Here is a 23129-nt window from a genome sequence, read left to right on the forward strand (position 1 = left end):
AGGGGGCTTTCAAGATGTTTGTAGAGCAATCCTGGATTTTAAAACGTGCATCGTTAACGCCCAAACGTATCGCATTGGTGAACCTAGAAACAAAGGAGCAGTGGACTTATCAGCAATTAACAGAGGAAATCACCAAATGGAGTCATTTTTTTGAATGCCAAAATTTGCAGGTAGGTAGTCGAGTGGCTGTATTCGCGAAAAATCGCATCCAGCTTTTTTCGATCTTATTTGCCTGTGGACTAAGAGGACTGATCTACGTGCCATTAAATTGGCGTATGAGTCAGAAGGAATTAGAGGAGATTTTAACGGATGCTACGCCTTCTTTACTGCTTTACGATGAAGAAATGAATTGCCCTGTTTCTTTAGAAAACATGCATTCTCTGCGTTTAGCTAGTGAAAAGGCTGTACTTAGCATTCGAGAAGTAGACCTTAATGATCCGTGGCTAATGATTTACACAGGGGGCACAACAGGCAAGGCAAAGGGCGTTGTACTATCCTTTAATTCTGTGAACTGGAACGCCATTAATACCATTATTAGCTGGGGCTTGAGTGATCGTGATTGTACGTTAAATTATATGCCGTTGTTTCATACAGGCGGTTTGAATGCCTTATGTATACCGCTGTTAATGGCTGGCGGTACAGTTGTGATTGGAGATAAGTTTGAGGCAGAAAACGCGCTTAAGGCAATTAATCAGTATAAAACGACGATTTCGCTTTTTGTTCCGACAATGTACCAAGCGATGATTGCGACAGAATACTTTAAGAAAAGTAACTTCCCATCCATGAACGTATTTTTATCAGGGGGGGCGCCATGCCCATATCCAATTTATGACGCATTTATTAAAAAGGGGCTATTTTTTAAAGAGGGCTATGGGTTAACAGAGGCGGGACCCAATAATTTTTATATTTCACGAGAGGCTGCTTATGTGAAAAAGGGTGCGGTAGGGAAGACCATGCAATTTAATGAAGCCAAAATTATCGATAGTGCTGGACAAAGTTGTGGGCCAAACGAAGTGGGAGAGCTATTGGTCAGAGGAAAGCATATGTTTCGGTTTTACTGGAATAATCAGCAGGAGACGGAAAAAATCATTCATAACGGGTGGTTAAAAACAGGCGACTTAGCCATGATGGATGACGATGGTGACTTTTATATTGTTGGTCGTAGTAAAGAGATGATTATTTCAGGCGGAGAAAACGTGTATCCACAGGAAGTAGAGCAATGTATTTTGCGCCATCATCTAGTGCAAGAGGTCGCAGTAATTGGTGTGGCAGATGATTATTGGGGAGAAATCGTGGCGGCTTTTATCGTTTGTCCAGATCAGGATGACACGATACTAGAGGAAATCAACGAAATTTGTAACAAGAATTTAGGTCGTTACAAAATTCCTAAAAAGATTATTGTCATCGATGAATTGCCAAAAACAAGTGTTGGGAAAATTGATAAAAAGGCATTGCAAATATATGCTAAATAACAAAAACGCTTGGAGTTCCAGGCGTTTTTGGGGGTTCTATAAATATTTCGAGAAGGGACAAATATCTTTAAAGATAGAAGAAGCTGTCTTTGCAAATATGTTAAAATATTGCGAGTGAAATCAGGTTCTAGAAACCTTATCATGTATCCTGAAACGAAGAAAGGTAAGTACTATTATGGAAAACGTTACAAATATAGAAAAATTGGAATCAATAAAATCTTTACAATCGACAATCCGTAAACTCGAAAATGCCCTGTCCCAGATGACCCAGAAAGGCGCAAATACTACCTTAGTAAAGAAACGCCTCAAAGCTGTTGTCATTGGCTTAGCATCGCTAGAAAACGTTTGGAATCAAAGCTCCCAATATTATACCCAGGAAGATTTAGCAGAAGCCCGTAATGTTCTTGCTGGTTTATTACCATCTATTGAGAACATCTATATGAAGTCAAAAGTTGGTAGTCCCCAAAGAACGCTTTTAGAAAGAAGAATTAAAGCGTTGGAACTGGCTGTTCAAGCGATTGATGAGCTTTTGATATAATGGAAAATAATAGTGCCCATCTTTAATAAGCTCTTACAATAATTGACAAACGAATGATAGTTAAGTAAACTTAACTTAACTAAAGTGAGATAGGGGTTGATAAATCTGTGCACGATTATTTAACAATTATAGACAACATCAATCATAAGTTTGAGCAGTTCAAATTGTTAGTTTTACAAGAAACCAAAGAAGTTGAGGAATTAGAGAACTTTCACTTAACTCCTCAACAAGAAATTATAATGTTTTATATCATTCGCAATGAGCCAGTAATCGCGAATGATATTGCACATCATTTTGGTATTTCAAAAAGTGCGGTTAGTCAAGTAATTTCAAAGCTAGAAGAAATAAAAATGATCGATCGTCAAGAGAATTCAATAAACCGTAGAGAGACTTTCATTTATCTTGGGGATAGAGGTCAAGAGTTTCATCAGCTTCTAAATAAAATTGACGCCATTCTTGTGGAAAAATATTATTCGAAAGTTACCTTAACAGAGTTAGAAAATGTTCTTGATACTTTAAATAAGATTGTCGGGACTTAAAACACAATGGGGGTTAAGATGATGGATAAAAATTTGAAACAACTAACAAATCGTATATATTATTTACCGCATGATCCTGGAACAGATCGACCAATACTGTCTGCCATTTGTGGGGATGACGAAACATTAATTGTAGATGCAGGAAATTCTGATAAACACGCTAAGTTATTTCTTGGTGAACTAAATCAAATTCAAATGGCTAATTATCAATCTGTAGTATTAACACATTGGCATTGGGATCATAGTTTTGGAACAAATCAGATGAATCTATTTACGATAGCACATGAAAACACAAAAATGCATCTTGAAAAAATGGCGGAATATGATTGGTCAAATGAAGCTTTAGATAATCGTGTTGAAAAAGGACTAGAGAATCAGTTTTGCTCCGACATGATAAAAAAAGAATTTGGCGAAGACAGAAATATCACCATCACTTTACCTAATACAACTTTTAAAGATAAATATGAGATTGATTTAGGTGGTATTCGGTGTGAAGTCAAACATGTAGGTGGAGATCATTCTGATGACTCATCCATCATTTTTGTAGAGGAAGAAAAGGTACTTTTCTTAGGCGATTGTTTGTATCCGAGTATATACACACAACAACCACAATATAAAATTGATAATGTTAGACGTCTCTTAGAAATCATTGAAATGTTCGATGCTGAAATCTATGTAATTTCACATGAACCCCCATTAAACAAAGAGGATTTTATAGGCTATATAATGTTATTGAAGTTAATTTGTGATTTAACGCAAAAACATCAAAGTAACCACTTGAATTTAGTGGATGAACTATCTTCTCAACTAAATCGTCCTTTAAGTCAGTTGGAAGAAGAAATAGTATATTGTTTTATTAACGGATTAACAGTTGATTAAAATAATATTAGAAGTGGTCTGTAGTTTTAAAACCGAAAAAACGCTTGGGAACCCAGGCGTTTTTCAATTCTATAAATGAAATTCTTCCTTAATACTCAAAGCAACTTCTTCGGCACTTACGTTTGTGTTGTTAATCTTGAGATAGTTTGCATAATTTATTTCTCCATCTAAGGAATTTAATCTGTACTTTTCCAATGAGCTTTTCAAGTCTTGTTCAGACCAATCAATATTTCTTTTTGAAGGTTTATGCTCAAGTCGATTAGCACTTTTATTTCGGTCCAGTCTTTCTACTACATCAGCTTCAAGCTAAGTAGACAGTCCCTCCTCTGGATTCAAAAAGCTTGGTGAGATCGTCCCATAGTCCCAATCCTCTTGCATTTTAAAAGCCCAGACATAAGTGAAAATTAAACCATACAAATTTCTTTTATACCTCTTCAAATATTTCCTGACGAAACAAATTCACTAATCGTTTTCCTTCAGTCGTACCATAACCAAAAAAATGACCAACTAAATCGATCGTCATATGATTATGAAAAAGTTTCAAATCTGTTACTTTAGCTAATTCCTGTCCAATAGTCATTTTCCCTACTGCTTGAGGACCAAATATTAAAACAAGTTTCATAGTCTCTCACCCCTTTTTAGATATATTAACATAAATTTCAAACTACCCCTAATAAATGAAGGGATGTAGTTTTGCACTGAAAGTTGACAACTTTTCAAAAGTAATGCTATGGAAATTAACCCAACAAAATGAATATATATTATTTCCAACTCCGAACTAGAGCAACCTATATTGATTAAAAATGTTAATTTATTGATAATGTATTGAAACTATTTATAGAATCATGTTTAATAAACTTGGCTTACTTTTTATACATAATATTCCTAATAAATATGAGAAAGGATTGATGAATCTTTGCGCACTTTTAAAATTAGTACAAAATTTAATTTACTTTTAGTGGGAGTCATCCTATTTTTAAGCGTCATGATTGGTTTTGTATCCCATATACAAGTGAAGCAAATTATGCTTAGCAATTTTGAGCAGAGTGTAACCCATATTTCGAAGGTCGGCTATAAGCTTCTTGATGAAAGATTTCAGGGAGATTGGACTATAAAAGATGGGGAACTTTACAAAGGGGATACAAAAATAGTTGATCAGGATGCTTTTGTCGATGAAGTAGGAGAAAGCATCGACGGTGGCGTAACTATTTTCCAAGGCTCAAAAGGACTTATCACCAATCTAAAGCTAAATGGGGAACGTTTAGTTGGTAAAGATGCTGATCCAAATGTCGTTGAAAAAGTAATGAAAAAAGGGGAAACCTTCATAGGTGAAGCAGATGTAGTAGGCACGAAATATTTAACACTCTATGCACCGATTAAAGATCCAAATGGAGACATCATTGGCATGTGGTTTGTCGGTGAAACGATCGACGGCGTGAATGCTATTATTTTGGCATTTATCGGTAAGCTTCTTATTGTATTGTTCATCGGAGCTGTTATTGCAGTATTAGGTAGTGTCTTTTTCACAAGAGCATTTGTGAAGCCACTTCGTGAAATCAATAATCAACTACGAGACATCGCGGATGGAGAAGGAGATTTAACAAAACAGCTGCAAATTAATTCCAAGGATGAAGCAGGTGAGCTTGCACAATCTTTTAATAAAATGCTGACAAGCTTAAAAGTATTAATGCAACAAATAGCTCAATCCTCTAAACAAGTTGATGTATCCTCAGATGGATTAACGACTAAATCGCAGCAAACGGCAGATATGACGAGAAAACTAACATCCACTTTACAAGAGCTAGCGGATGGTTCAAAAACAACGTTACATAGCACGAGTGATAGCTTAACGGCCATGCAAGAAATGGCGATTGGCATCCAACAAGTTGCTGAAACTGCTTCAACGGTTTCAGATGCTGCAGATTTAATGAGTGATGAGGCTACACAAGGAAATAACTCGTTGAATCGAGTATTGAATCAAATGACAATTATTAACCAATCATCTGAACATGTAGAGGAGCAGGTTCGAATATTAGGTGATCAGTCACAGCAAATTGGCAATATCGTAGATGTCATTACAAGCATCGCTGATCAAACCAATTTACTTGCCTTAAATGCAGCCATTGAAGCGGCTCGTGCGGGTGAGCAAGGAAAAGGCTTTGCTGTCGTTGCAGATGAGGTTCGTAAATTAGCAGAACAATCAAAAGAATCAGCTGATCAAATAGCATCACTTATTCATTCCATACAAAGTGATACGGCCAATGTTATTACGGCTATTTCTAGTAATTCGAAAGAAGCTGCAGCAGGTATGGATGTTGTCGATGATACAAAACTAGCCTTCCATAAAATCATGCAGTCGATTAAAGGTGTTAGTACCCAATTGCATGACATCTCCGCTGTAACGGAGCAAATGTCCGCAAGTGTTGAAGAAGTTACAGCCTCAACAGAAGTGATGGCACGCATTGCAAGCAAGGCAACCGAAGGCACGGAGCACGTTACGTTAACTGCGAAGGAGCAATTAGCTTTCATAGATAATATGGCTTCCTCAGCTAAAGAGATGGCACAACAGGCAGACGAGCTTCAAAGCTTATTAAAGAAATTCCAATATTAAAGATGTGAAAAATGTTTGATATCCTAAAGGTTTGAGGTACTTAACGAACAACACAACAACTAATTTTAAAAGAAGGATAGAAGAGCTTGAATCGCACTTTCTATCCTTTTTTACTAAGATGACTCTGTTTACTTTACCAACTAATTTGTTCGTTCAAGCTCAATATATTTAAAATAAATAGGAAATGTATGTTAATATGGTTATTTAATACATAGATGTGGGTTGAATATTTTAAAGGAGTATATTTATGAAAATAGTAGAAAAGTATGGAAAAGTGATAATAAACGACTTTGAATTTTATGGTGAAATTCAACAAGATAAATATTGTTCTAATTGCAAGTTTAATTTAGTATATTATGATGATTTTGATGCTTATTTTTGCCCTAAATGTGATAGTTGGACTGAATCAACATGTAGTGACTCTAATTGCAAATATTGCGCTAACCGACCAGAAAAACCTTTAACTCGCAAGGCGTAAATAAACTAACGGAGATTTAAATAGTGGAAATAAGATTAGGCAAAATCGATGACTTATCGCAAGTGTTGTATATATTGAATGAGGTTACATTAAATTTACAACAAAAAGGAATCCACCAATGGGAATACCCTTGGGATAATATTAAAATTAAAAACCAGATAAAGAATAACTTTTTGTACATTTTAATTGTAGCAGAAGAAATAATAGGAACGTTTTGTATAAATGATATAGAAAATATAAATGAATTTTCCCTTGATGATAAAGGTAAGTATTTATCTCAAATTGCCATTTTATCCAAGTTTCAAGGAAAAAACATTGGTTCTGCTATAACAAAATTTGCTTGTGTTTTTGCAAATGGATTAGATAAAACCCTGTATTTAGATTGTTGGGCTGGAAATGAAAAGTTAAAACAGTTTTATTCAAGGAATGGTTTAGAATATATAGGTGATTTTCCTGAAGAAAACTATTTCGTCAGTATCTTTAAATATAGCTAAATATATTTGCTTACCTCTGATGAGTAAGAAGTTTTAGAGAAAAAGTTAGTCTAAGTTAGTGAATCATGACTTAAACTATTGAGGTTTTACTTGAGGATCATTGAGGCTAACTAACGAAGAAGTCAGTTGGATAAGGGTGAAGTTTCGTCGGCTACTATGTAATGAATGTGAGATATTCAAATTTTAGAAAATAATATAACCAATATTATAGAGGGAGAAGGTATGATGAGTAAATTTCCGATCATAGAAACAGAAAGGTTAATATTAAGAGAAGTAACATCAAAGGATGCAAACGATATGTTTAAATACCTATCAGATAAAGAAGTTGTTAAATACATGGGGTTAGAACCATACAAATCCCCAAATGACGTCATGAGCGAAATAAGATGGTATAAATCTATACTGGAAGAAGGTACAGGTATAAGGTGGGGGATTACACAGAAAAATATTGATGTTGTAATAGGTAGTTGTGGCTTTCTCAATATGCGCCCTAACCATTACCGGGCTGAAATAGGGTTTGAATTAAATAAAGAATATTGGGGTCAAGGAATAGCTGGCGAAGCTTTAGAAGCTGTTATTAAATATGGCTATAAATACCTTGAAATGGAACGAATTGAGGCTCTCATCGAACCTGCGAATTTATCATCACAAAAATTAATAGAAAATCAGGGGTTTAAAAGAGAAGGTTTATTGAGGCATTATGAATATACTTGTGGCAAATTTGATGATTTATATATGTACTCAATCCTTAAAGGAGACCTCAAATGAATTTAAAAAGGCGATGTATCCTTTTGCTGCTAACGGAGGATTTCACAGAGATCCCATCTTTTTTTACTAATGTTGGTCGTTTTTTATCAACTTGATTAGATGAATAATAAATAGTATCACTTCATTTATTTAACAATCTTGTATTACGAAAATTCGGGATATTAATCTGAGTAAGTGTTTAAACCTTTTACATGGTCATATGTTTAATGTAAAAGGAAGTGATGCTCATTATAAAAAAGGGTAAAATCACTATAATTGGAACCGTAGTCATTTTATTCGTTGTAACCTTTGTACTTCTCGATAATTCCTCAACAAAAGGAAAGATAGCTGAACAACCCCCTTCAAAAAATACTGAAATAAAAATTGAAAATGAAAAGAAATTAAAAGAAGTAGAGGATATTCAATCTCAACTTTATCAAGAAGATGGCCTTTTTGAAAATGTAAGCAATAAATTAACTGAGAAAGGCTATGTTTTTCGTATGTTACTAGCAGTTTATTCAAAAGATGATATTAGGGTGAAATATATTTTAGCAAATAAAGATGCTACAGAATCAGAACGAGAAGAGGTAAAATCCATTTTCTATAGGGCAGTTGAAAGTAATAATCTAGATCCCAATTCATTTAATCTGAAAGTGGCAGATCAAAATGATGGACCAGATTGGTAATGTTGTTCTTTCGCTAATGGGGCTTCGTATTAAATAGTTTTGTCAGATCAATCGAGTGTCGAACATGGATTTTGCTCCCTACTAGTAGAAATATGTAAGTGGCTGATTGGGGCTTGAAAGGACTAGGAGCTTGCTAACCTCCGATTCTTGACCACCATACTTTCGCATGCTGAAGAATGGGGTTTGCGCTTCGGACATCCTTTTGGTCTCTAGTTCGGCGTCTGGTAACGATAAAAAGCGTGGTGTTCCTACGAAAGACTGAATATTGAAATAATTGTCGATTCCATAGTATGCTTGTGATTTAATAAATCGTGTAATAATTTATCGAGAATAGAAATATTTATTATAAGTGGCCAATTATCGCGTACCATATTTTATTAATGTGGCTATGTTCTGAGGCTTTGGAAGGGTTGTTATTTCTACACTTTTTGTCAATTTTCTCATCCTCTTCAGTGAATATTCTTCCCGTAACTTTTCTTTTTGTGTCCAAAAACGAATAAGGATTTAATTAATTTTTAAAATTATAAAGCAAAACTCATCTTGACGATTACCAATCATCCCCTTATCGGAAGTATGTTTATAAATTTGAATTTATTAAATTAAGATGGGATTTATTTTAAAAATTAATTAATAAAGACTGCTTCAAATTTGGGGGAATCATAGAAACGAGGTGATACTAGAATAAAACTCGCATGATTTCACGTTTAACCACGTTGTACGACAACAATGAGGCTGAAAACGAAGAACTCAACTCCATAAGAAATTGAGCGTTTAACCACGTTGCACGATAGCAATGAGGCTGAAAACGAAGAGACCTGACTTCAGAAATTCGGGGAATATAAAATCAATTTTCTTTTATAGTGGAGGTAAAAGAATACATGAAAATAACTAAAAAGATTTTATTGTTTTTGCTTGTTTTAATAGTAATGATTCCGTATGTAACCATAAACGCGAGCGCCAAGAGTACTGGCAACAACGGCAATCAATCTGATCCGATAGGTGAAACCCCAGCGTCTTACCCACTACATCAAGCCGATCAAGCGCCTATTGACTGGTTAAGTTACAGACAGGGCGAAACCTTTGACCTTAGTGAGAAAAAGGGAGAAACTGACTTTGTTAAAGGCTACACAGCTGACGGCGTGGGCATTTTCTGGCACTTTATTAACCCTGATAAGCTCGGCGGTTACGCGAACATCAATTTCGTTGACGAAAACGGCAAAATAGTAGAATTTAAAAACGTTCAATCTTACAAAAGTAACCAACACTTTGGTGTTGTTACCGATTATGGCTGGAAACTTCTAAGCGCAGAATATTTCCCGCAAGAAGCTCCTAAAAAAGGTGCAACACAGTTCAACCTGAGCCATACAGCCGGTAAATTGCCTGTAGTACAGCCTGCTGTCGGTTCGCTAAACGTAAATGTTGACGTAACAAAACAACATGAAAAAATAACATATCAACCTGTATGGCAAAAAAAATATCAGCCCGTCTGGCAAAAAGAATACCAACCTTACTACGCGCCCGTTTATGCAAAAGATGTATCTACTGACAACACAGACACATTGGTAAGCTTGTCTAGTAATGCATTTAAAAACGGTCATACTTATGTTCCGGTTAATGTGGCTGCTGCAAGTGCTGATGGAGGCAGTTGGTTTGATATTGCGGATTCAAGTCCTCAAAACAGACCGAATGGCTATAAATATAATGTGAAAATAGCGAATGGCAAACTAACAATTTCCTTTGATGATAGACTCATAGCAGCAAATGTCGGTGCTTATGTTGTCAATAACCCTAAGGATTTTCCAGGAAACGCTCCAGCCCATTTTGGTAATTCAGTTTCTGTCGATATGCCAGCAGGTTACGGTGATGTAGTTTATCTGTATTTCCATAATGCAGGCGGACTTAAATGGTATACAACAGGTAAATATGAATTTAAGGAGTATAGATGGGTACGAACTGATCTTGTAGCTGATTACAAGGTACGAGATGACCTTGTAGCTGATGAATTTGTACGAAATGATAAGGTCGGCAATGAATTTGTAAAAGATAAGTATGATGTCAAGTTCACGTTGGTTGTTACCGATGAAAATGGCAATGAGGTTTACAATGGTGGGATCAATAACGGCGATGAGTTTTCTTTAGATAATCTTAAACCAGGCAAATATACAAGTGTTCTTCGAGGCGACGACTTTGACGATGTAACTAAATCTGTAACAGTTGTTGCGGGTGAAAAAGCAAGCGCGAACTTTGACAATATAGTCGTAACAGACAAAGACTATGTGGAAGAAGAATATCTTGAAAAAATTTATCTTGATGTTATCTATCTTGATAAAATCTATTTGAAAGATATCTATCTAAAAGATATCTATCTGGATGATGAATATGCCATCTATCTTAACTAAAACAACAGCAAAAAATAAAAATCTACAATCATATGATGGTTATCCTCATTAGGTAATGATTTGGGCATGAGTTCTTTGTATCGGACTCATGCCTTTTTATATTGTCTAAATTCGTATTGGACTAACGGTGTAGATTAGTAAAAATTTAGTTTTGTTAAATTATGGATTATCGTGTTGTTAATAGGCTAGAATAAAGAATGTAATATAATCTTTATGTAAATAAGGGATTGGTAGGAAATTTGGTTATAAGAAGGAGCTATATGAGTATATACAAAACACAATCTGGAAGAGAAATGTCGCTAAAGCTTTATGATGCTCAATTGGAAAAATTGGATTATTCATGTAAGGATGTTTACGTTCATACTCGTTTTGGAAGAACACATATTGTTGAAACTGGCAATCTATCGGGTGAACCTTTGTTAGTATTTCATGGTGGGAATAGTACGACTGCCTATAATTTACTAGCTTACAGATTCCTGCTGAAGGAATTTCATATCTATGCAGTTGATATTATTGGTCACCCTGGAAAAAGTGATGAAGTTAATCTTTCTCCTTATAATTATGATTATGGAAAGTGGGCAAGTGAGGTTATTACAAAGCTTGGGTTTGATAAAATAGCTTGTTTTGGGACATCGTTTGGAGGCGGCGTTTTGGCAAAACTGATGTGTATCGCACCGGAAAAAGTAAAAAATCAGTATTAATTGTGCCGTCAGGTATTAACAATGCGTTTCCAATCACAACTGTGAAAATGATAATACCACTACTCAAATATAAACTAACAAAGAAAGAAAAATATATAAAAGAAACAGCTCTATTTATGGCTATTAAAGAAGATATTCTTGATAAAGATACTTTGGATATGGTGAAAGATAGTTTTGATCATGTAAAAACAAAAGTAGGGATGCCTTCTAATGTGAATAAAAAATTAATGCAACAGTGTAAAGCACCGACACTTATTATGGCAGCAGAAAAAGATTGTTTATTTCCTGCCCAAAAAGTATTATCAAGAGCAAAAAGAATTATACCGAATAACACGGCTCATATGTTAAAAGGGTGCGGACACATGCATATGTTGCCAGAGCCTGAAAAGAAAATGATCGTTGATTTCTTAAGTGTTTAGGCACTTTAAAGTCCATTGAAAAATAGAACTCCCACGATTTTTCATTTTCTATGGTGAAGTTCTTATTTTGGCGCTTCATGAATGGCTAACGGGGTGTGTTCGTTAAACATTTTTATGATTAATTTATAAAAGTGAAAATCTGAATGATGCCGTGAGAAAAGCAGTGAGGGTCAGCTTTTTGCTATATGTCTTTAAAATGATGACGTCTTATTTTAATCAATTTTCGAAATGTCATTTATTTTTTTCACAAAGGTTCCCATAATACGAACATATCAGTAAAATAGAGTAGGTTAGGGGGACTATATTTTGAAAGATCAACGTTTTAAAATTGCGCATCGAGAGGCGCTTATCGGTATCGGACTTGTGATCGTTAACTTTGCGATTTGGTTTGGTTTTGCCTATGGACTAGGCTCTGGTGATCCGAAAAGCTATACGTATGTTTTCGGTTTCCCGGCATGGTTTTTCTATAGTTGTATGGCAGGGACAGGCTTTATGATTATTTTAATCTGGCTAGTCATGAAACTCTTTTTCAAAGAGGTACCATTTGACGATGAGGAGGTGGATCAATAATGCATTGGCAAGTTATTTTTCCACTGTTGTTATTTTTAGTCATTATCTTTGGTATTGGTATTTGGGCAAATAAGCATATACGCTCCTCTAATTCATTTTTACAGGAGTACTTCCTTGGTGGACGTGAAATGGGAGGCTTCATTCTTGCGATGACAATGATTGCTACGTACGGTAGTGCAAGTAGCTTTATTGGAGGTCCAGGTGTTGCTTATACGAAGGGGCTAGGCTGGGTATTACTGGCGATGGCTCAGCTTCCAGCAGGTTATTTTGTGTTAATGATTTTAGGGAAGAAATTTGCTATTATCGCAAGACGTTATCAAGCCATTACGTTAATAGACTTTTTACGAGAACGCTATAAAAGTCATACGATTGTTATCCTATCTGCCATTAGTATCATTATCTTTTTATTTTCAGCGATGATGGCACAATGGGTAGGTGGAGCTCGATTAATTGAATCATTAACTGGCTTAAACTACACTACTGCACTCTTTATTTTTGCGATTTCTGTATTAGCTTATGTAATTATTGGGGGCTTCCGTGCTGTTGCATTGACAGACGCGGTACAAGGTTCAATTATGGTCATCGGAACTGTTATTTTATTAATCGGGACTATCATAGCTGGTGGAGGAATTGATCATATTATGGCCTCACTTGTCGCTGAGAATCCCAATCTAGTGTCTCCATTTGGAGCAGAAGGTGAATTAACGCCATTATACGTTTCTACATTTTGGATTTTGATAGGTATCGGGGTTGTAGGACTTCCACAAATTGCAGTTCGTGCGATGAGCTATAAAAATTCCAAAAGCATGCATTTAGCGATTATCATTGGCACTATTGCCATTGGGACAATCATGTTTGGGATGCATCTAATCGGTGTTTTAGCACGACCAGTGATGCCGGGTATTGAAATTGGTGATAAAGTCATGCCGCTACTGACATTGAAGGTTTTGCCACCATTTTTAGCTGGCGTTGTCTTAGCAGCACCTATGGCAGCAACGATGTCTACAGTGAATGCGCTACTTATGCTTGTTAGCTCAACCGTAGTGAAAGATATTTACTTGAACTATATAAAGCCAACTGCTAATGACACAGAAATAAAGCGTGCTAGCTTTATTGTTACTGCAGTGATTGGTTTAGCCGTAATCGTATTTGCACTAAATCCACCAGATTTATTAGTATGGCTTAATTTATTTGCTTTTGGTGGACTTGAGGCAGTCTTTATTTGGACGGTCGTTTTAGGACTATATTGGAAAAAAGCCAACAAATATGGAGCAATTGCGTCAATGATTTCAGGGATGACTTTGTATATTGTCATTGATCGTTTTTATCCTTCCGTCTTTGGCATGCATACTGTGACAATCCCTATTGTCGCATCTTTCTTCATTTTTGTTATTGTTAGTTTATTAACGAGTCATAAATTTAAAGACGAAAAGCTGTTTATCTAGCTAAGAAAACGCCGTAGAGATAGAATAACTACGGCGTTTTCTATTGTAGGCAAAATGAATGAGATGGATAAAACCTTCGAAGCGACGGAAAGAATCTCCGAAGTGGCGGATAGAATCTTCAAAATGATGGATAGAACGTCCAAAGTCGTGGAAAGAACCTCAGGATTCGTGGATAGAACTTGAAACGACGGATAGAACCTTCGAAGTGATGGATAGAACCTTCGAAATGATGGATAGAACGTCCAAAGTAGTGGAAAGAACCCCAGGATTCGTGGATAGAACTTGAAGCGACGGATAGGACCTTCGAAATGATGGATAGAACTCGAAGCGACGGTTAGAATCTTCAAAACGACGGAAAGAATCATTGGAACGACGGAAAGAGTCCTCGAAGCGACGGAAAAAATCACTGGAACGACGGATAGAACTCGAAGCGACAGAAAGAATCACTGGAACGACGGAAAGAATCCTCGAAGCGACTGAAAAGACTTCTCCGAAATAAATCTAGAATTCTTTCGACAAAAAAACGCCGTAGAAGTATCATATCTACGGAGTTTTTCTCATTGAACTATTATATAATCATACGCATTTTTAGTGAGCAAGGTAATCGTTACGATAATAAATAATATGCGAACAAAGCCGCTACCTTTTTTTATCGCCATTCGGGAGCCTATAGTTGCACCGGCAATTTGAGCGATCCCCATTAGTAAACCGTAGACATAATGAATTTGACCTAAGTAGGCGAACATTAAAAGGCCCGCAAAATTACTTGCTAAGTTTAAAAATTTGGCATTTCCTGCTGCCTTTAAAAAATCGAAGCCGATTAATAAAAAGCTAAAAATTAAAAATGAGCCAGTTCCTGGACCGAGAAATCCATCATAAAAACCAATGCAAAATAACAATAACATGAATAAAACTAAGTGCGTAAATTTTAAATTTTTGACTGCAGCTACTGAACCCCAGTCTTTTTTGAAGATTGTATAGACTGCAACAGCTGCAAGCATTATAAGCATTAGTGGTTTTAGTAATTCAGGATTGATTAAATGTACGGTCCATGCACCAAAAAGCGATCCAATAAAGGCTAGGGGAAAGTATTTGAGTACCGAACGAATTTCTAGTTGACCGGAACGATAGAAGGAAATAGTTGATGTTAAAGACCCCATTGTACCAGCAAGCTTATTGGTTGCTACGGCTGCTGCTGGATTTAACCCCGCAAACATAAGGGCAGGTAATGCAATTAAGCCACCACCCCCAACGACCGCATCCACAAAGGCGGCTAAAAACCCAAAAGATAGTAATAATATGACTACATTTAAATCTACATCAAATAGCATGTTTACACCTCTTTAGATAGTTACTACTGAAATAGTAACTAAAATTCATTAAGCTGTAAAGACCTATTTTTTTCGTTGGCTTATCTTCATAGCCTTGTCTTATAATAGAGGAAATGGAGGGATTCGATGGAATTATTAATCGCCCAATTAAAAGAACTGGGATTCACAGAATATGAAGCAAAGGCCTATACGGCACTCGTACAAAATAAACATGTTAGTGCCTATCAAGTAAGTAAAAATTCCGGTATCCCACGCGCAAGAATATATGACATACTTAATGGACTCGTTGAAAAAGGGTTAGTATTAAAAGAAGAAACGGCAGATCAAACGACATACTCAGCCATTCCAGTTGCTGTGTTTTTACAACAAATTCAGCAACGTTGGCAATCGAATTTCACATCAATTAGTGATCAATTAGAAAAATTAGAGGTAGAAGAGCAGGAAGCGGAGCATAAGGTTGTCACCTTAAAAGGAAAAGAGGCAATCGTCAATTATTGTCAGTCATTATTAAAAAAAGCGGAGAAAAAAGTTATATTATCGATGTGGGAAGATATGTTTGAAGAATTGAGAGAAGATATACAAGAGGTCGCTCAACATATTCCGGTTCATGGCATTTCATTGTATGTGGATGAAAATATTGCGTCAATAGACCAGCATCGTATTACAAACTATACGAAGAAAACCTCCACACCGCATTGGTTTATACTGTCAGTAGATGGTCAAGAGATGATTTATGGTCATTCACCGTCAAATCAAGAAATGGCCTTTATTACAAATGATCCTGTTCATATTTACTTATTAGAGGATTATATATGGCATGACGTGCTGGTCAATCGACTATTAAAGCGCGATGATCAGGAACTTGAGGAATGGATTACTAAAGAACGAAAAGCCTTTTTCTTAGATTAAAAAAAGAATCTGCAAGCCATCAGTGTAGTAAGCTACATAGATGACGAGCAGATTCTTTTTTGTTAAAAAGTATTTTTTATTTTAATAAAAAACTTTATCAACATTGTATTTAGCGCGGAATGTATTGATCGCGTATGTTTCGTAAATTTCACGTTCCATTGGATCATCTACTTCATACACTTCAATTTTGAAAACTTCATCACGGTGATTTTTCATCGGAGACACATTATCCTCAAAATGCTTTTTAATACGTTGGCGAATTTTACGTGCTTTACCGACAAATAATAATTCATTCTGTTCATTGTAGAATAAGAATATGCCGCCTTTTTCACGTGTGATTTTATGGAAGTCAATAAAACCGAAGTATGGAGTGATTGGTACATCACCTGGCTTTAAATCTTGTTCGCGTTGGCGAATTACTAAATCTGGTTTTGGGAATTCAATTTTAATCAAACTTTTCACGTTCCTCTCTGTTACTAAAGGTATATGTTAACATAATTACAGCTTGTTTACCATAAAATATGTAGACATAACTTTCACATTAGTGTTAAACAAATACCATAATGACATGCATGGTTAATAACGAAATATTCGATGTATTATTGATATTCTTAATTGTTCATGTTACAATTCTTTTTAATTAAATAATCTTATCAAGAGAAGTTGAGGGATTTGGCCCGATGACGCTTCAGCAACCTCTAACAAAAGTTAGAAAGGTGCTAATTCCAGCAAAGGATTATCCTTTGAGAGATAAGAGTGAACGTGGACTTAATCCTTCTCATTCTATCTCATATGGAATGAGAGGGATTTTTTAATTTTAAGTCTTATTGAGGTTTGCGGGGTGCCCGTTGCACTAATTGATTTCAACAGAGAGAAATAAAAGAGAGGGGAATGCAAGATGCCAATTAATATTCCAAAAAACTTACCAGCTGGAGAACATTTACGAGAGGAAAAAATCTTCGTAATGGAAGAGGATAGAGCAAAAACGCAACAAATCCGGCCGTTAAATATCTTAATTTTAAACTTAATGCCAGAAAAAGAAAAAACAGAGCTGCAATTACTTCGTTTATTGGGGAATACACCGTTACAAGTGAATATTACATTTTTAAATACCGCTACGCATGAATCGAAAAATGTCAGTAAATCACATTTGCAGTTATTTTATACGACCTTCAATCAAATTCGCCATCGCCGCTATGACGGCATGATTATTACGGGTGCACCAGTAGAAAAAATGGCATTTGAAGACGTGAACTATTGGCAGGAAATTTCACAGATTATGGATTGGTCAAAGCATAACGTAACATCGGTTCTACATATATGTTGGGGCGCACAAGCGGCATTATATCATCATTATGGTATCGGCAAAATTGAGCTTTCTTCTAAATGTTCAGGTGTCTATTCTCATGTCATTACGGATTTAACAGTGGATTTAGTACGAGGTTTTAGTGATTTATTTACGGCACCACATTCTCGTTATACATCTGTTTCGATTGATGAAGTCCGCAACCATCCTGATTTACGATTACTGTCTTATTCAGAAGATGCTGGCGTTTTCATCGTGCAATCTAAGGATAATAAAAATATCATGATTACCGGTCATCTAGAATACGATGCGACAACGTTAGCTGATGAGTATAATCGTGATGTTGCGAAAGGATTAGATATTGAGGTACCGGTGAATTACTTCCCAAATGATGATCCAGTAAATGAACCACTTAATACGTGGCGTGCCCATACGCATTTATTATTCTCGAATTGGTTGAATTACTACGTTTACCAAGAAACACCATACGAATGGGATTTTGTTGATGAGATTGAATATCATATTTAACTTCTTTCAGCACTTGTCTTTTGTAGCGTAAGCTCAAAAGTAAATGTAAAGAAAAAATGATGACCTTGATTACGTCAGGGGCATCATTTTTTAATTTCTCTATACTTAAACTTCATGTCATTCACGGCTTCCGGAGATAAACTACTATGCTGTTATTTATCTGATGAATTTCCACTCCTATCACTATTTGGTGTATTGCCTGTATCACTTTCATTTTGAGTAGAATTATTGCTATCACTGCTACTGTCACTTTGGTTAGAATTATCGCTACTACTATCACCCTGAGCAGAATTCTCGTTATTGCTACTACTGTCACTCTGACTAGAATTATTGCTATTGCTACTACTATCACCCTGAGCAGAATTCTCGTTATTGCTACTACTGTTACTCTGACTAGAATTATTGCTATTGTTCCCGCTATCACTCTGAGCGGAATTATTACTATTGTTACTTTGCGTAGAATTTTCGTCATTACTATTACTTTCACTCTGAGAAGAATTACCGCCATTGCTGCTAGTATTACTTTGTGTAGTATTTCCTTGATTACCGTTGATTTTTCGAATCATTGCAACAATTAATAATAATAGCGGCAAACTAACTGTGAAAACACCTGAAAACAATGGCCATATTTCTCTATTGTAAGTGTAGGAATGTACGATATTAGGATGAATAATTTGCGAAAGACCAATGGTAATTAAACCTATTGGAAAAATGAGTGGTCGATGATCTTTGATCTTACATACTTGAGCTATACCAATGACTGAAGCATAAAAATACATAAAAGTTCTAATAAAAATAGAGATAATCCACATGACCGCCATAATCACTTCAATACGCTGCACAAAATTTCCGATAGAAATTCTTTGGGCTAAAGCATAGCTGGGAGATATGCGGGCAGCGGTATTAGCAGGACCTAGGACAAGAATACATAGTATGATGATGATAATTAAAATAAGCCCCCCGATCATCGAGCCAATGTAAAACCCTTTTTGTGCTGATTTATGGACATTAACAGCAGAAGGAAAAATCATTAATAGCACGGCAAGCGGGAATGAAAAAAGACTTATAAATTGAAACATACTAAAGCTAATCGATTTTGGGGATGCTTCCAAAATTGGCTTTATATTTTCTATATGAATTTGTGGAGAAATACAAATGACAAAAACAATAAAAATTAAGATGAATATTGGGAAAAGTATTTCCGTAGACCGTGCAAAAACTTCGATCCCTAAATATGTAGCATAGACGATGATGATACCGAACAGCAGTGCAAAAACCATAGTAGGCGTCTCAACCATTACCTCTGTTTTCATGAAAGCTCCAATAAAAAATAATAATTCACCTGCAGAAAGTAAGGTAAGAGAGATAAAACCAAGTGCGGTAATTTTACCGAAAAAACGACCTAAGATGGTTTCGTTCGCCTCTATAAATGTTTGTGTTGGTGTTCGATTTCCTAAAGCTACGAATAGCTTTACTAAAAGTAAACTAATAGCGACACCGATGATCGCTACAATCCAAGCATCTTGTTTTGATTCACTTGTTACAGTTGAAGGGATAATTAAAATGGCTGTACCAATAGAAAAGAGAAGGGTAATAATCATAAATTGTCTTGAACTAATTATTTCTTTTTCCATCATGAACATACCCCTTTCTCTTAATTCATTTTGTTAGGGAGATAATTAAATCTCTAATTGGTGAAAAAATAAAGGTAACCAAGTCTAGTGGGCTTGGGATTTTGAGCCTTAGTGAGACCCCGATATTTAATGCAGCACCGATCAATAATAAAATCGAAAAAATAACGATTGCTTTCTTTTCTTTATTCTTTTTTAATGTCGGAATGATGGCAAGGGCAATACTAGCTGAAATTAGTAGTATGACTATCGTCATAATCATTTCTTATTCTCCCTTCGGCTTATTCACTAATGAGTTTTCCATCGTCCCTGTTCCTTGTGTGTTAACATGTACTTCAACTTTCACTGGTAGTTCTTGAAATACGGTGAGCCAGTCTTTTTTTATTTTTTTCCACTCTTTCGGATTTGTGCGGTGGAGTACTTCACCAAATCCAAAAATATCGACCCGGTAATTTTGCTGAACGGTATGGATTGTTTCTTCGATTCGTTTTTTAATAAGTTCTTCTGTTTTTTTACTTACATATTTAATCGATTTTTCTTTAGTAAGATCTATATGGCATTCAACTTCTCCGACATTTTGGTCAATATCTATAAGAACATTGATTTTTGGAACTCCTTTTTCAAATTTACCTTTTATCTTTGTCTTGGAGTGCGTAATTTCTGTAGATAACGTACCTCCTTTAGGGCAAGCAATAATTTCAATTGTATTTTCAATTTTATCCCTTAAAAAGCCTAGACTTCTACTTTCCTCTTCTGTTAAAAGTCCAATAAGTTTATCTTCTTTAAATACAGCCAAGCCTGCATATTTTAATAGCGTAGAGGATTTCGATCTTTTAACATTTGTTTGCTCCTCTCCAATATTTTTATCCCCTTGTATTTCAATAGCTGACATGACTACACTTTTTTCTTTGTCATTTAATGTATTGATTAATTCGTCAATTTTAATGGATTGAGTTGTACCCCAAGTTTTCTCAGATGTTTTAAGAGAATTTAACATTTTATTTGCTGGTACTTTTTCGATGGGTGTTAATACATTTAAAACTTCATCAGCAGTCGCGTCATGCGCTACGATGACATCGAAATCATTTCTGAATTCATGATCTCTTGAAATTAAATCTAATGGTTCATTCATTCCTTCTTTTGCTAATTCATCACCGAGCACAACTATTTGAAGATGCGCAAAATAAAGTTTTCTGGCTGTTACTGTTGTCATTTTTCTAATTGCCTCAAAAACCGTTTTACCTTTTGAATGGTAGGTAATAACGGGGGATCGTCCTGTTGAAGGCTGTTTTGAGGAAATTTCACTAGGATCCACGACTTGAACAGTTATTTCAAATTCATTATCTAATTTATCAATTCCTAATCCTACGACAATTGCTAATTCATTGAGCTCACGCTTACTCCAGCAACCACTTAAAAGTACAGTAAGAATCATTAGTAAACAAATTGCCTTAAATTTTGACATGGTTCATTCCTCGTTTACACTTTCGTTTGATTCCTTTTTTTCGTATTAAAATATTTCTGCCCCCTAACCGTGTTTTTTTGACTGATTAAGCGCGGTCTAGTCAATAAAGCTCTACGAGGGAACAACACGAGTGCATCTTTTTGATCTTGTAAAATTAATGGACCGAATGGACTTAAATATGGAACACCGAAAGTTCTCAAACTACATAAGTGTAGGATGATAATCATCAGACCAAACATCAAACCGAATAATCCAACGATTGCTGAGACAATCATTAATGGGAAACGCAGTGCGCGCACTGTATTGGATAAGCCATAAGCAGGGAACAAGAAGCTACAAATGGCTGTTAATGCCACAATAATGACCATCACTGCTGAAACGATTCCAGCTTCCACGGCTGCTTGACCAATCACTAATGTTCCTACAATGGATACGGCTGGTCCAATCGTTCTTGGCATCCGAAGACCCGCTTCTCGTAACACTTCAAAGGCAACCTCCATTATGAGTGCCTCTACAACGGCAGGGAAGGGGACTCCTTCTCGTTGAGATGCAATGCTTATTAGCATAGGGGTTGGGAGCATTTCTTGATGGAAGGTGGTGATAGCTACGTAAAGCGATGGTGCCACCAAGGCTAGGCTTATTCCAAAAAATCTTAAAAGGCGTACAAGAGAACTAATCATCCAATGTTGATAATAATCTTCAGCAGATTGTAAAAAGGATGTAAATAGGGCTGGTACAATTAGGACAAACGGTGTACCGTCCACTAAAATAGCAATTTTACCGTCTAATATTTCACCAGCAATAACATCAGGTCGTTCAGAATTATAAACTGTAGGGAATATGGTGGTTTTAGAATCTTGAATAAAATCTTCAATGTAGCCGCTTTCTAAAATACCATCAATATTTATACGATCTAATCGGGAAAGAATCTCTGCTACTATTTTTTCATTCGCAATGCCGTTTAAATACATAACAGCAACTTCCGTTTTTGTTACTTCACCGATTATTCTGGATTTGATCCAGAGATTCGGACTTTTAATTTTTCTACGGATCAGGGCCGTGTTCGTACGTAATGTTTCTGTAAAGGATTCCCTTGGACCTCTAATGACCGACTCTGTTGATGGCTCCATAACGGCTCTATCTTTTGCGCCTTGAGTACTTGTTACGATACCAGTTGAAGATTCATCTACTAAAATGACCGTATTACCATTCAAAATTGAATTGTACAATGCTGAAAAATGAAAAATATCATTCACATCGCCGACTGTTAAACAAGAATCTCTTAAATATCGAATAATTTTTTCTATTTCTGCATCATTATTATCATCAATATCAAGCATTAGTTTATCAATTACAGCATTAGAAATGCTTATTTTATCGGATAAGCCATCTACATAGATGATGGCTAACGTAAATTGTTCGGCTTTTCCAATGGTAATTTCTCGAATGACAAGGTCATTACTATTCCCAAGTGTATTTTTAATCATTTTCAAATTTTGCGAAAGAGAACTATACAGTTGGTCATTGTTTTGGGAGGTATCAGCAATTTTAGAAATAGACATGTTCTTTCCTCCTCAAGATTTTACATAAATATAGAATGTACAACTTTGAGAGAAGATAAACCAAGGTTGGAAGTGTTTCATATAAAAAAAGCAGTGTTCCCTTCGCATAAACGAAAGGAAACACTGCTTTATTTTTTATATTCATATTTTAATTCGTCATTTGAAGCATCCACATCTACATATAAATCGTGATCATTGAAAAACCATAAATCTTTTTCATCAATATAGTAGGTAATATCGTCAATCACTGTCTTTACACCGATTTGGATTGGTTCTTCACGTGTCATACCGAGAGAAAAGCCTTCGTGAAAAGGACTGGAACCACCGTATCTAGCATAAAAACGAATTGTATCTCCGGATTCTACTTCCATCTCTTGTTGAAACCATTGCAGGGCTTTATCTGTTAGTGTGATATTCAT

23 protein-coding genes, 1 pseudogene and 1 riboswitch are annotated in these 23129 nt (G+C 35.7%); of the genes and pseudogenes, 16 read left to right on the forward strand and 8 right to left on the reverse strand.

Going from position 1 to position 23129, the window contains the following annotated elements:
* Positions 1-14 precede the first annotated feature (14 nt).
* From MOK21_RS14325 to MOK21_RS14340, 4 genes are all read left to right on the forward strand, one after another.
* Positions 15-1472, forward strand: a complete 1458-nt coding sequence (locus MOK21_RS14325) for a class I adenylate-forming enzyme family protein (protein WP_249074663.1) — start codon at positions 15-17, stop codon at positions 1470-1472.
* 175 nt (positions 1473-1647) lie between these two features.
* Positions 1648-2010 carry a hypothetical protein gene (locus tag MOK21_RS14330; RefSeq protein ID WP_249074664.1) on the forward strand — a complete coding sequence of 121 codons (363 nt, stop codon included), beginning with the start codon at positions 1648-1650 and terminating at the stop codon, positions 2008-2010.
* Between the two features lie 107 nt (positions 2011-2117).
* The gene (locus MOK21_RS14335; RefSeq protein ID WP_249074665.1) at positions 2118-2549 is read left to right on the forward strand and encodes a MarR family winged helix-turn-helix transcriptional regulator; all 432 of its coding nucleotides are present in this window, start codon (positions 2118-2120) and stop codon (positions 2547-2549) included.
* A 21-nt stretch (positions 2550-2570) separates the two neighbouring features.
* Positions 2571-3428 carry an MBL fold metallo-hydrolase gene (locus MOK21_RS14340; protein ID WP_249074666.1) on the forward strand — a complete coding sequence of 286 codons (858 nt, stop codon included), beginning with the start codon at positions 2571-2573 and terminating at the stop codon, positions 3426-3428.
* A gap of 69 nt (positions 3429-3497) precedes the next feature.
* Here the strand turns inward: MOK21_RS14340 and MOK21_RS14345 are convergent.
* A pseudogene (locus MOK21_RS14345) lies at positions 3498-4050 on the reverse strand (DEAD/DEAH box helicase family protein).
* A gap of 294 nt (positions 4051-4344) precedes the next feature.
* On the opposite strand from MOK21_RS14345, the gene MOK21_RS14350 reads away from it, so the two are divergent.
* The 10 genes from MOK21_RS14350 to panF all read left to right on the forward strand — a co-directional run bounded on the left by MOK21_RS14350 (position 4345) and on the right by panF (position 13978).
* Positions 4345-6039 carry a methyl-accepting chemotaxis protein gene (locus MOK21_RS14350; RefSeq protein ID WP_249074667.1) on the forward strand — a complete coding sequence of 565 codons (1695 nt, stop codon included), beginning with the start codon at positions 4345-4347 and terminating at the stop codon, positions 6037-6039.
* 247 nt (positions 6040-6286) lie between these two features.
* Positions 6287-6517 (forward strand): hypothetical protein, encoded by a 231-nt coding sequence (locus MOK21_RS14355; RefSeq protein ID WP_249074668.1) that lies wholly within the window; start codon positions 6287-6289, stop codon positions 6515-6517.
* Between the two features lie 23 nt (positions 6518-6540).
* A complete protein-coding gene (locus MOK21_RS14360; RefSeq protein ID WP_249074669.1) occupies positions 6541-7011 on the forward strand; it encodes a GNAT family N-acetyltransferase in 471 nt (156 codons plus the stop codon).
* Positions 7012-7236: 225 nt separating this feature from the next.
* A complete protein-coding gene (locus tag MOK21_RS14365) occupies positions 7237-7779 on the forward strand; it encodes a GNAT family N-acetyltransferase (RefSeq protein WP_249074730.1) in 543 nt (180 codons plus the stop codon).
* A gap of 221 nt (positions 7780-8000) precedes the next feature.
* Positions 8001-8444: a hypothetical protein gene (locus tag MOK21_RS14370; protein ID WP_249074670.1), complete on the forward strand. Its 444-nt coding sequence runs from the start codon at positions 8001-8003 to the stop codon at positions 8442-8444.
* Between the two features lie 878 nt (positions 8445-9322).
* Positions 9323-10843 carry a hypothetical protein gene (locus MOK21_RS14375; RefSeq protein WP_249074671.1) on the forward strand — a complete coding sequence of 507 codons (1521 nt, stop codon included), beginning with the start codon at positions 9323-9325 and terminating at the stop codon, positions 10841-10843.
* 260 nt (positions 10844-11103) lie between these two features.
* Positions 11104-11544, forward strand: a complete 441-nt coding sequence (locus MOK21_RS14380; RefSeq protein ID WP_249074672.1) for an alpha/beta fold hydrolase — start codon at positions 11104-11106, stop codon at positions 11542-11544.
* A complete protein-coding gene (locus MOK21_RS14385) occupies positions 11463-11963 on the forward strand; it encodes an alpha/beta fold hydrolase (RefSeq protein ID WP_249074673.1) in 501 nt (166 codons plus the stop codon). Before MOK21_RS14380 ends, MOK21_RS14385 begins: the two co-directional genes overlap by 82 nt.
* Before the next feature lie 306 nt (positions 11964-12269).
* Positions 12270-12533 (forward strand): YhdT family protein, encoded by a 264-nt coding sequence (locus MOK21_RS14390; protein ID WP_249074674.1) that lies wholly within the window; start codon positions 12270-12272, stop codon positions 12531-12533.
* Positions 12533-13978: a sodium/pantothenate symporter gene (gene panF, locus MOK21_RS14395; protein ID WP_249074675.1), complete on the forward strand. Its 1446-nt coding sequence runs from the start codon at positions 12533-12535 to the stop codon at positions 13976-13978. The genes MOK21_RS14390 and panF overlap by 1 nt, the downstream gene beginning before the upstream one ends.
* A gap of 557 nt (positions 13979-14535) precedes the next feature.
* Here the strand turns inward: panF and MOK21_RS14400 are convergent.
* Positions 14536-15309, reverse strand: a complete 774-nt coding sequence (locus tag MOK21_RS14400; protein WP_249074676.1) for a TSUP family transporter — start codon at positions 15307-15309, stop codon at positions 14536-14538.
* Positions 15310-15435: 126 nt separating this feature from the next.
* Here MOK21_RS14400 and MOK21_RS14405 point away from each other — a divergent pair, with 126 nt between their 5' ends.
* On the forward strand, positions 15436-16218 hold the full coding sequence (locus MOK21_RS14405) for a TrmB family transcriptional regulator (protein WP_249074677.1): 783 nt from the start codon (positions 15436-15438) through the stop codon (positions 16216-16218).
* A gap of 81 nt (positions 16219-16299) precedes the next feature.
* On the opposite strand, the gene MOK21_RS14410 is transcribed toward MOK21_RS14405, so the two are convergent.
* Positions 16300-16671, reverse strand: coding sequence for a nucleotide excision repair endonuclease (locus MOK21_RS14410; RefSeq protein WP_249074678.1), 372 nt, complete (start codon positions 16669-16671; stop codon positions 16300-16302).
* Positions 16672-16865: 194 nt separating this feature from the next.
* Positions 16866-16975: riboswitch (SAM riboswitch) on the forward strand.
* 141 nt (positions 16976-17116) lie between these two features.
* Here MOK21_RS14410 and metA point away from each other — a divergent pair.
* Positions 17117-18052, forward strand: coding sequence for a homoserine O-acetyltransferase MetA (gene metA / locus MOK21_RS14415; protein ID WP_249074679.1), 936 nt, complete (start codon positions 17117-17119; stop codon positions 18050-18052).
* A 152-nt stretch (positions 18053-18204) separates the two neighbouring features.
* Here the strand turns inward: metA and MOK21_RS14420 are convergent, their stop codons facing one another.
* The 5 genes from MOK21_RS14420 to MOK21_RS14440 all read right to left on the reverse strand — a co-directional run bounded on the left by MOK21_RS14420 (position 18205) and on the right by MOK21_RS14440 (position 23129).
* A complete protein-coding gene (locus MOK21_RS14420; RefSeq protein ID WP_249074680.1) occupies positions 18205-19689 on the reverse strand; it encodes a GerAB/ArcD/ProY family transporter in 1485 nt (494 codons plus the stop codon).
* 22 nt (positions 19690-19711) lie between these two features.
* Entirely contained in the window at positions 19712-19945 is a 234-nt protein-coding gene (locus tag MOK21_RS14425; RefSeq protein ID WP_249074681.1) for a hypothetical protein, read from the reverse strand.
* 3 nt (positions 19946-19948) lie between these two features.
* A complete protein-coding gene (locus tag MOK21_RS14430; RefSeq protein ID WP_249074682.1) occupies positions 19949-21148 on the reverse strand; it encodes a Ger(x)C family spore germination protein in 1200 nt (399 codons plus the stop codon).
* 14 nt (positions 21149-21162) lie between these two features.
* A complete protein-coding gene (locus MOK21_RS14435; protein WP_249074683.1) occupies positions 21163-22710 on the reverse strand; it encodes a spore germination protein in 1548 nt (515 codons plus the stop codon).
* A gap of 128 nt (positions 22711-22838) precedes the next feature.
* Entirely contained in the window at positions 22839-23129 is a 291-nt protein-coding gene (locus MOK21_RS14440) for a HesB/YadR/YfhF family protein (RefSeq protein ID WP_249074684.1), read from the reverse strand.

This window comes from Lysinibacillus sp. BPa_S21, from assembly GCF_023337795.1.
In the GTDB taxonomy this organism is placed as follows: Bacteria; Bacillota; Bacilli; order Bacillales_A; family Planococcaceae; genus Lysinibacillus.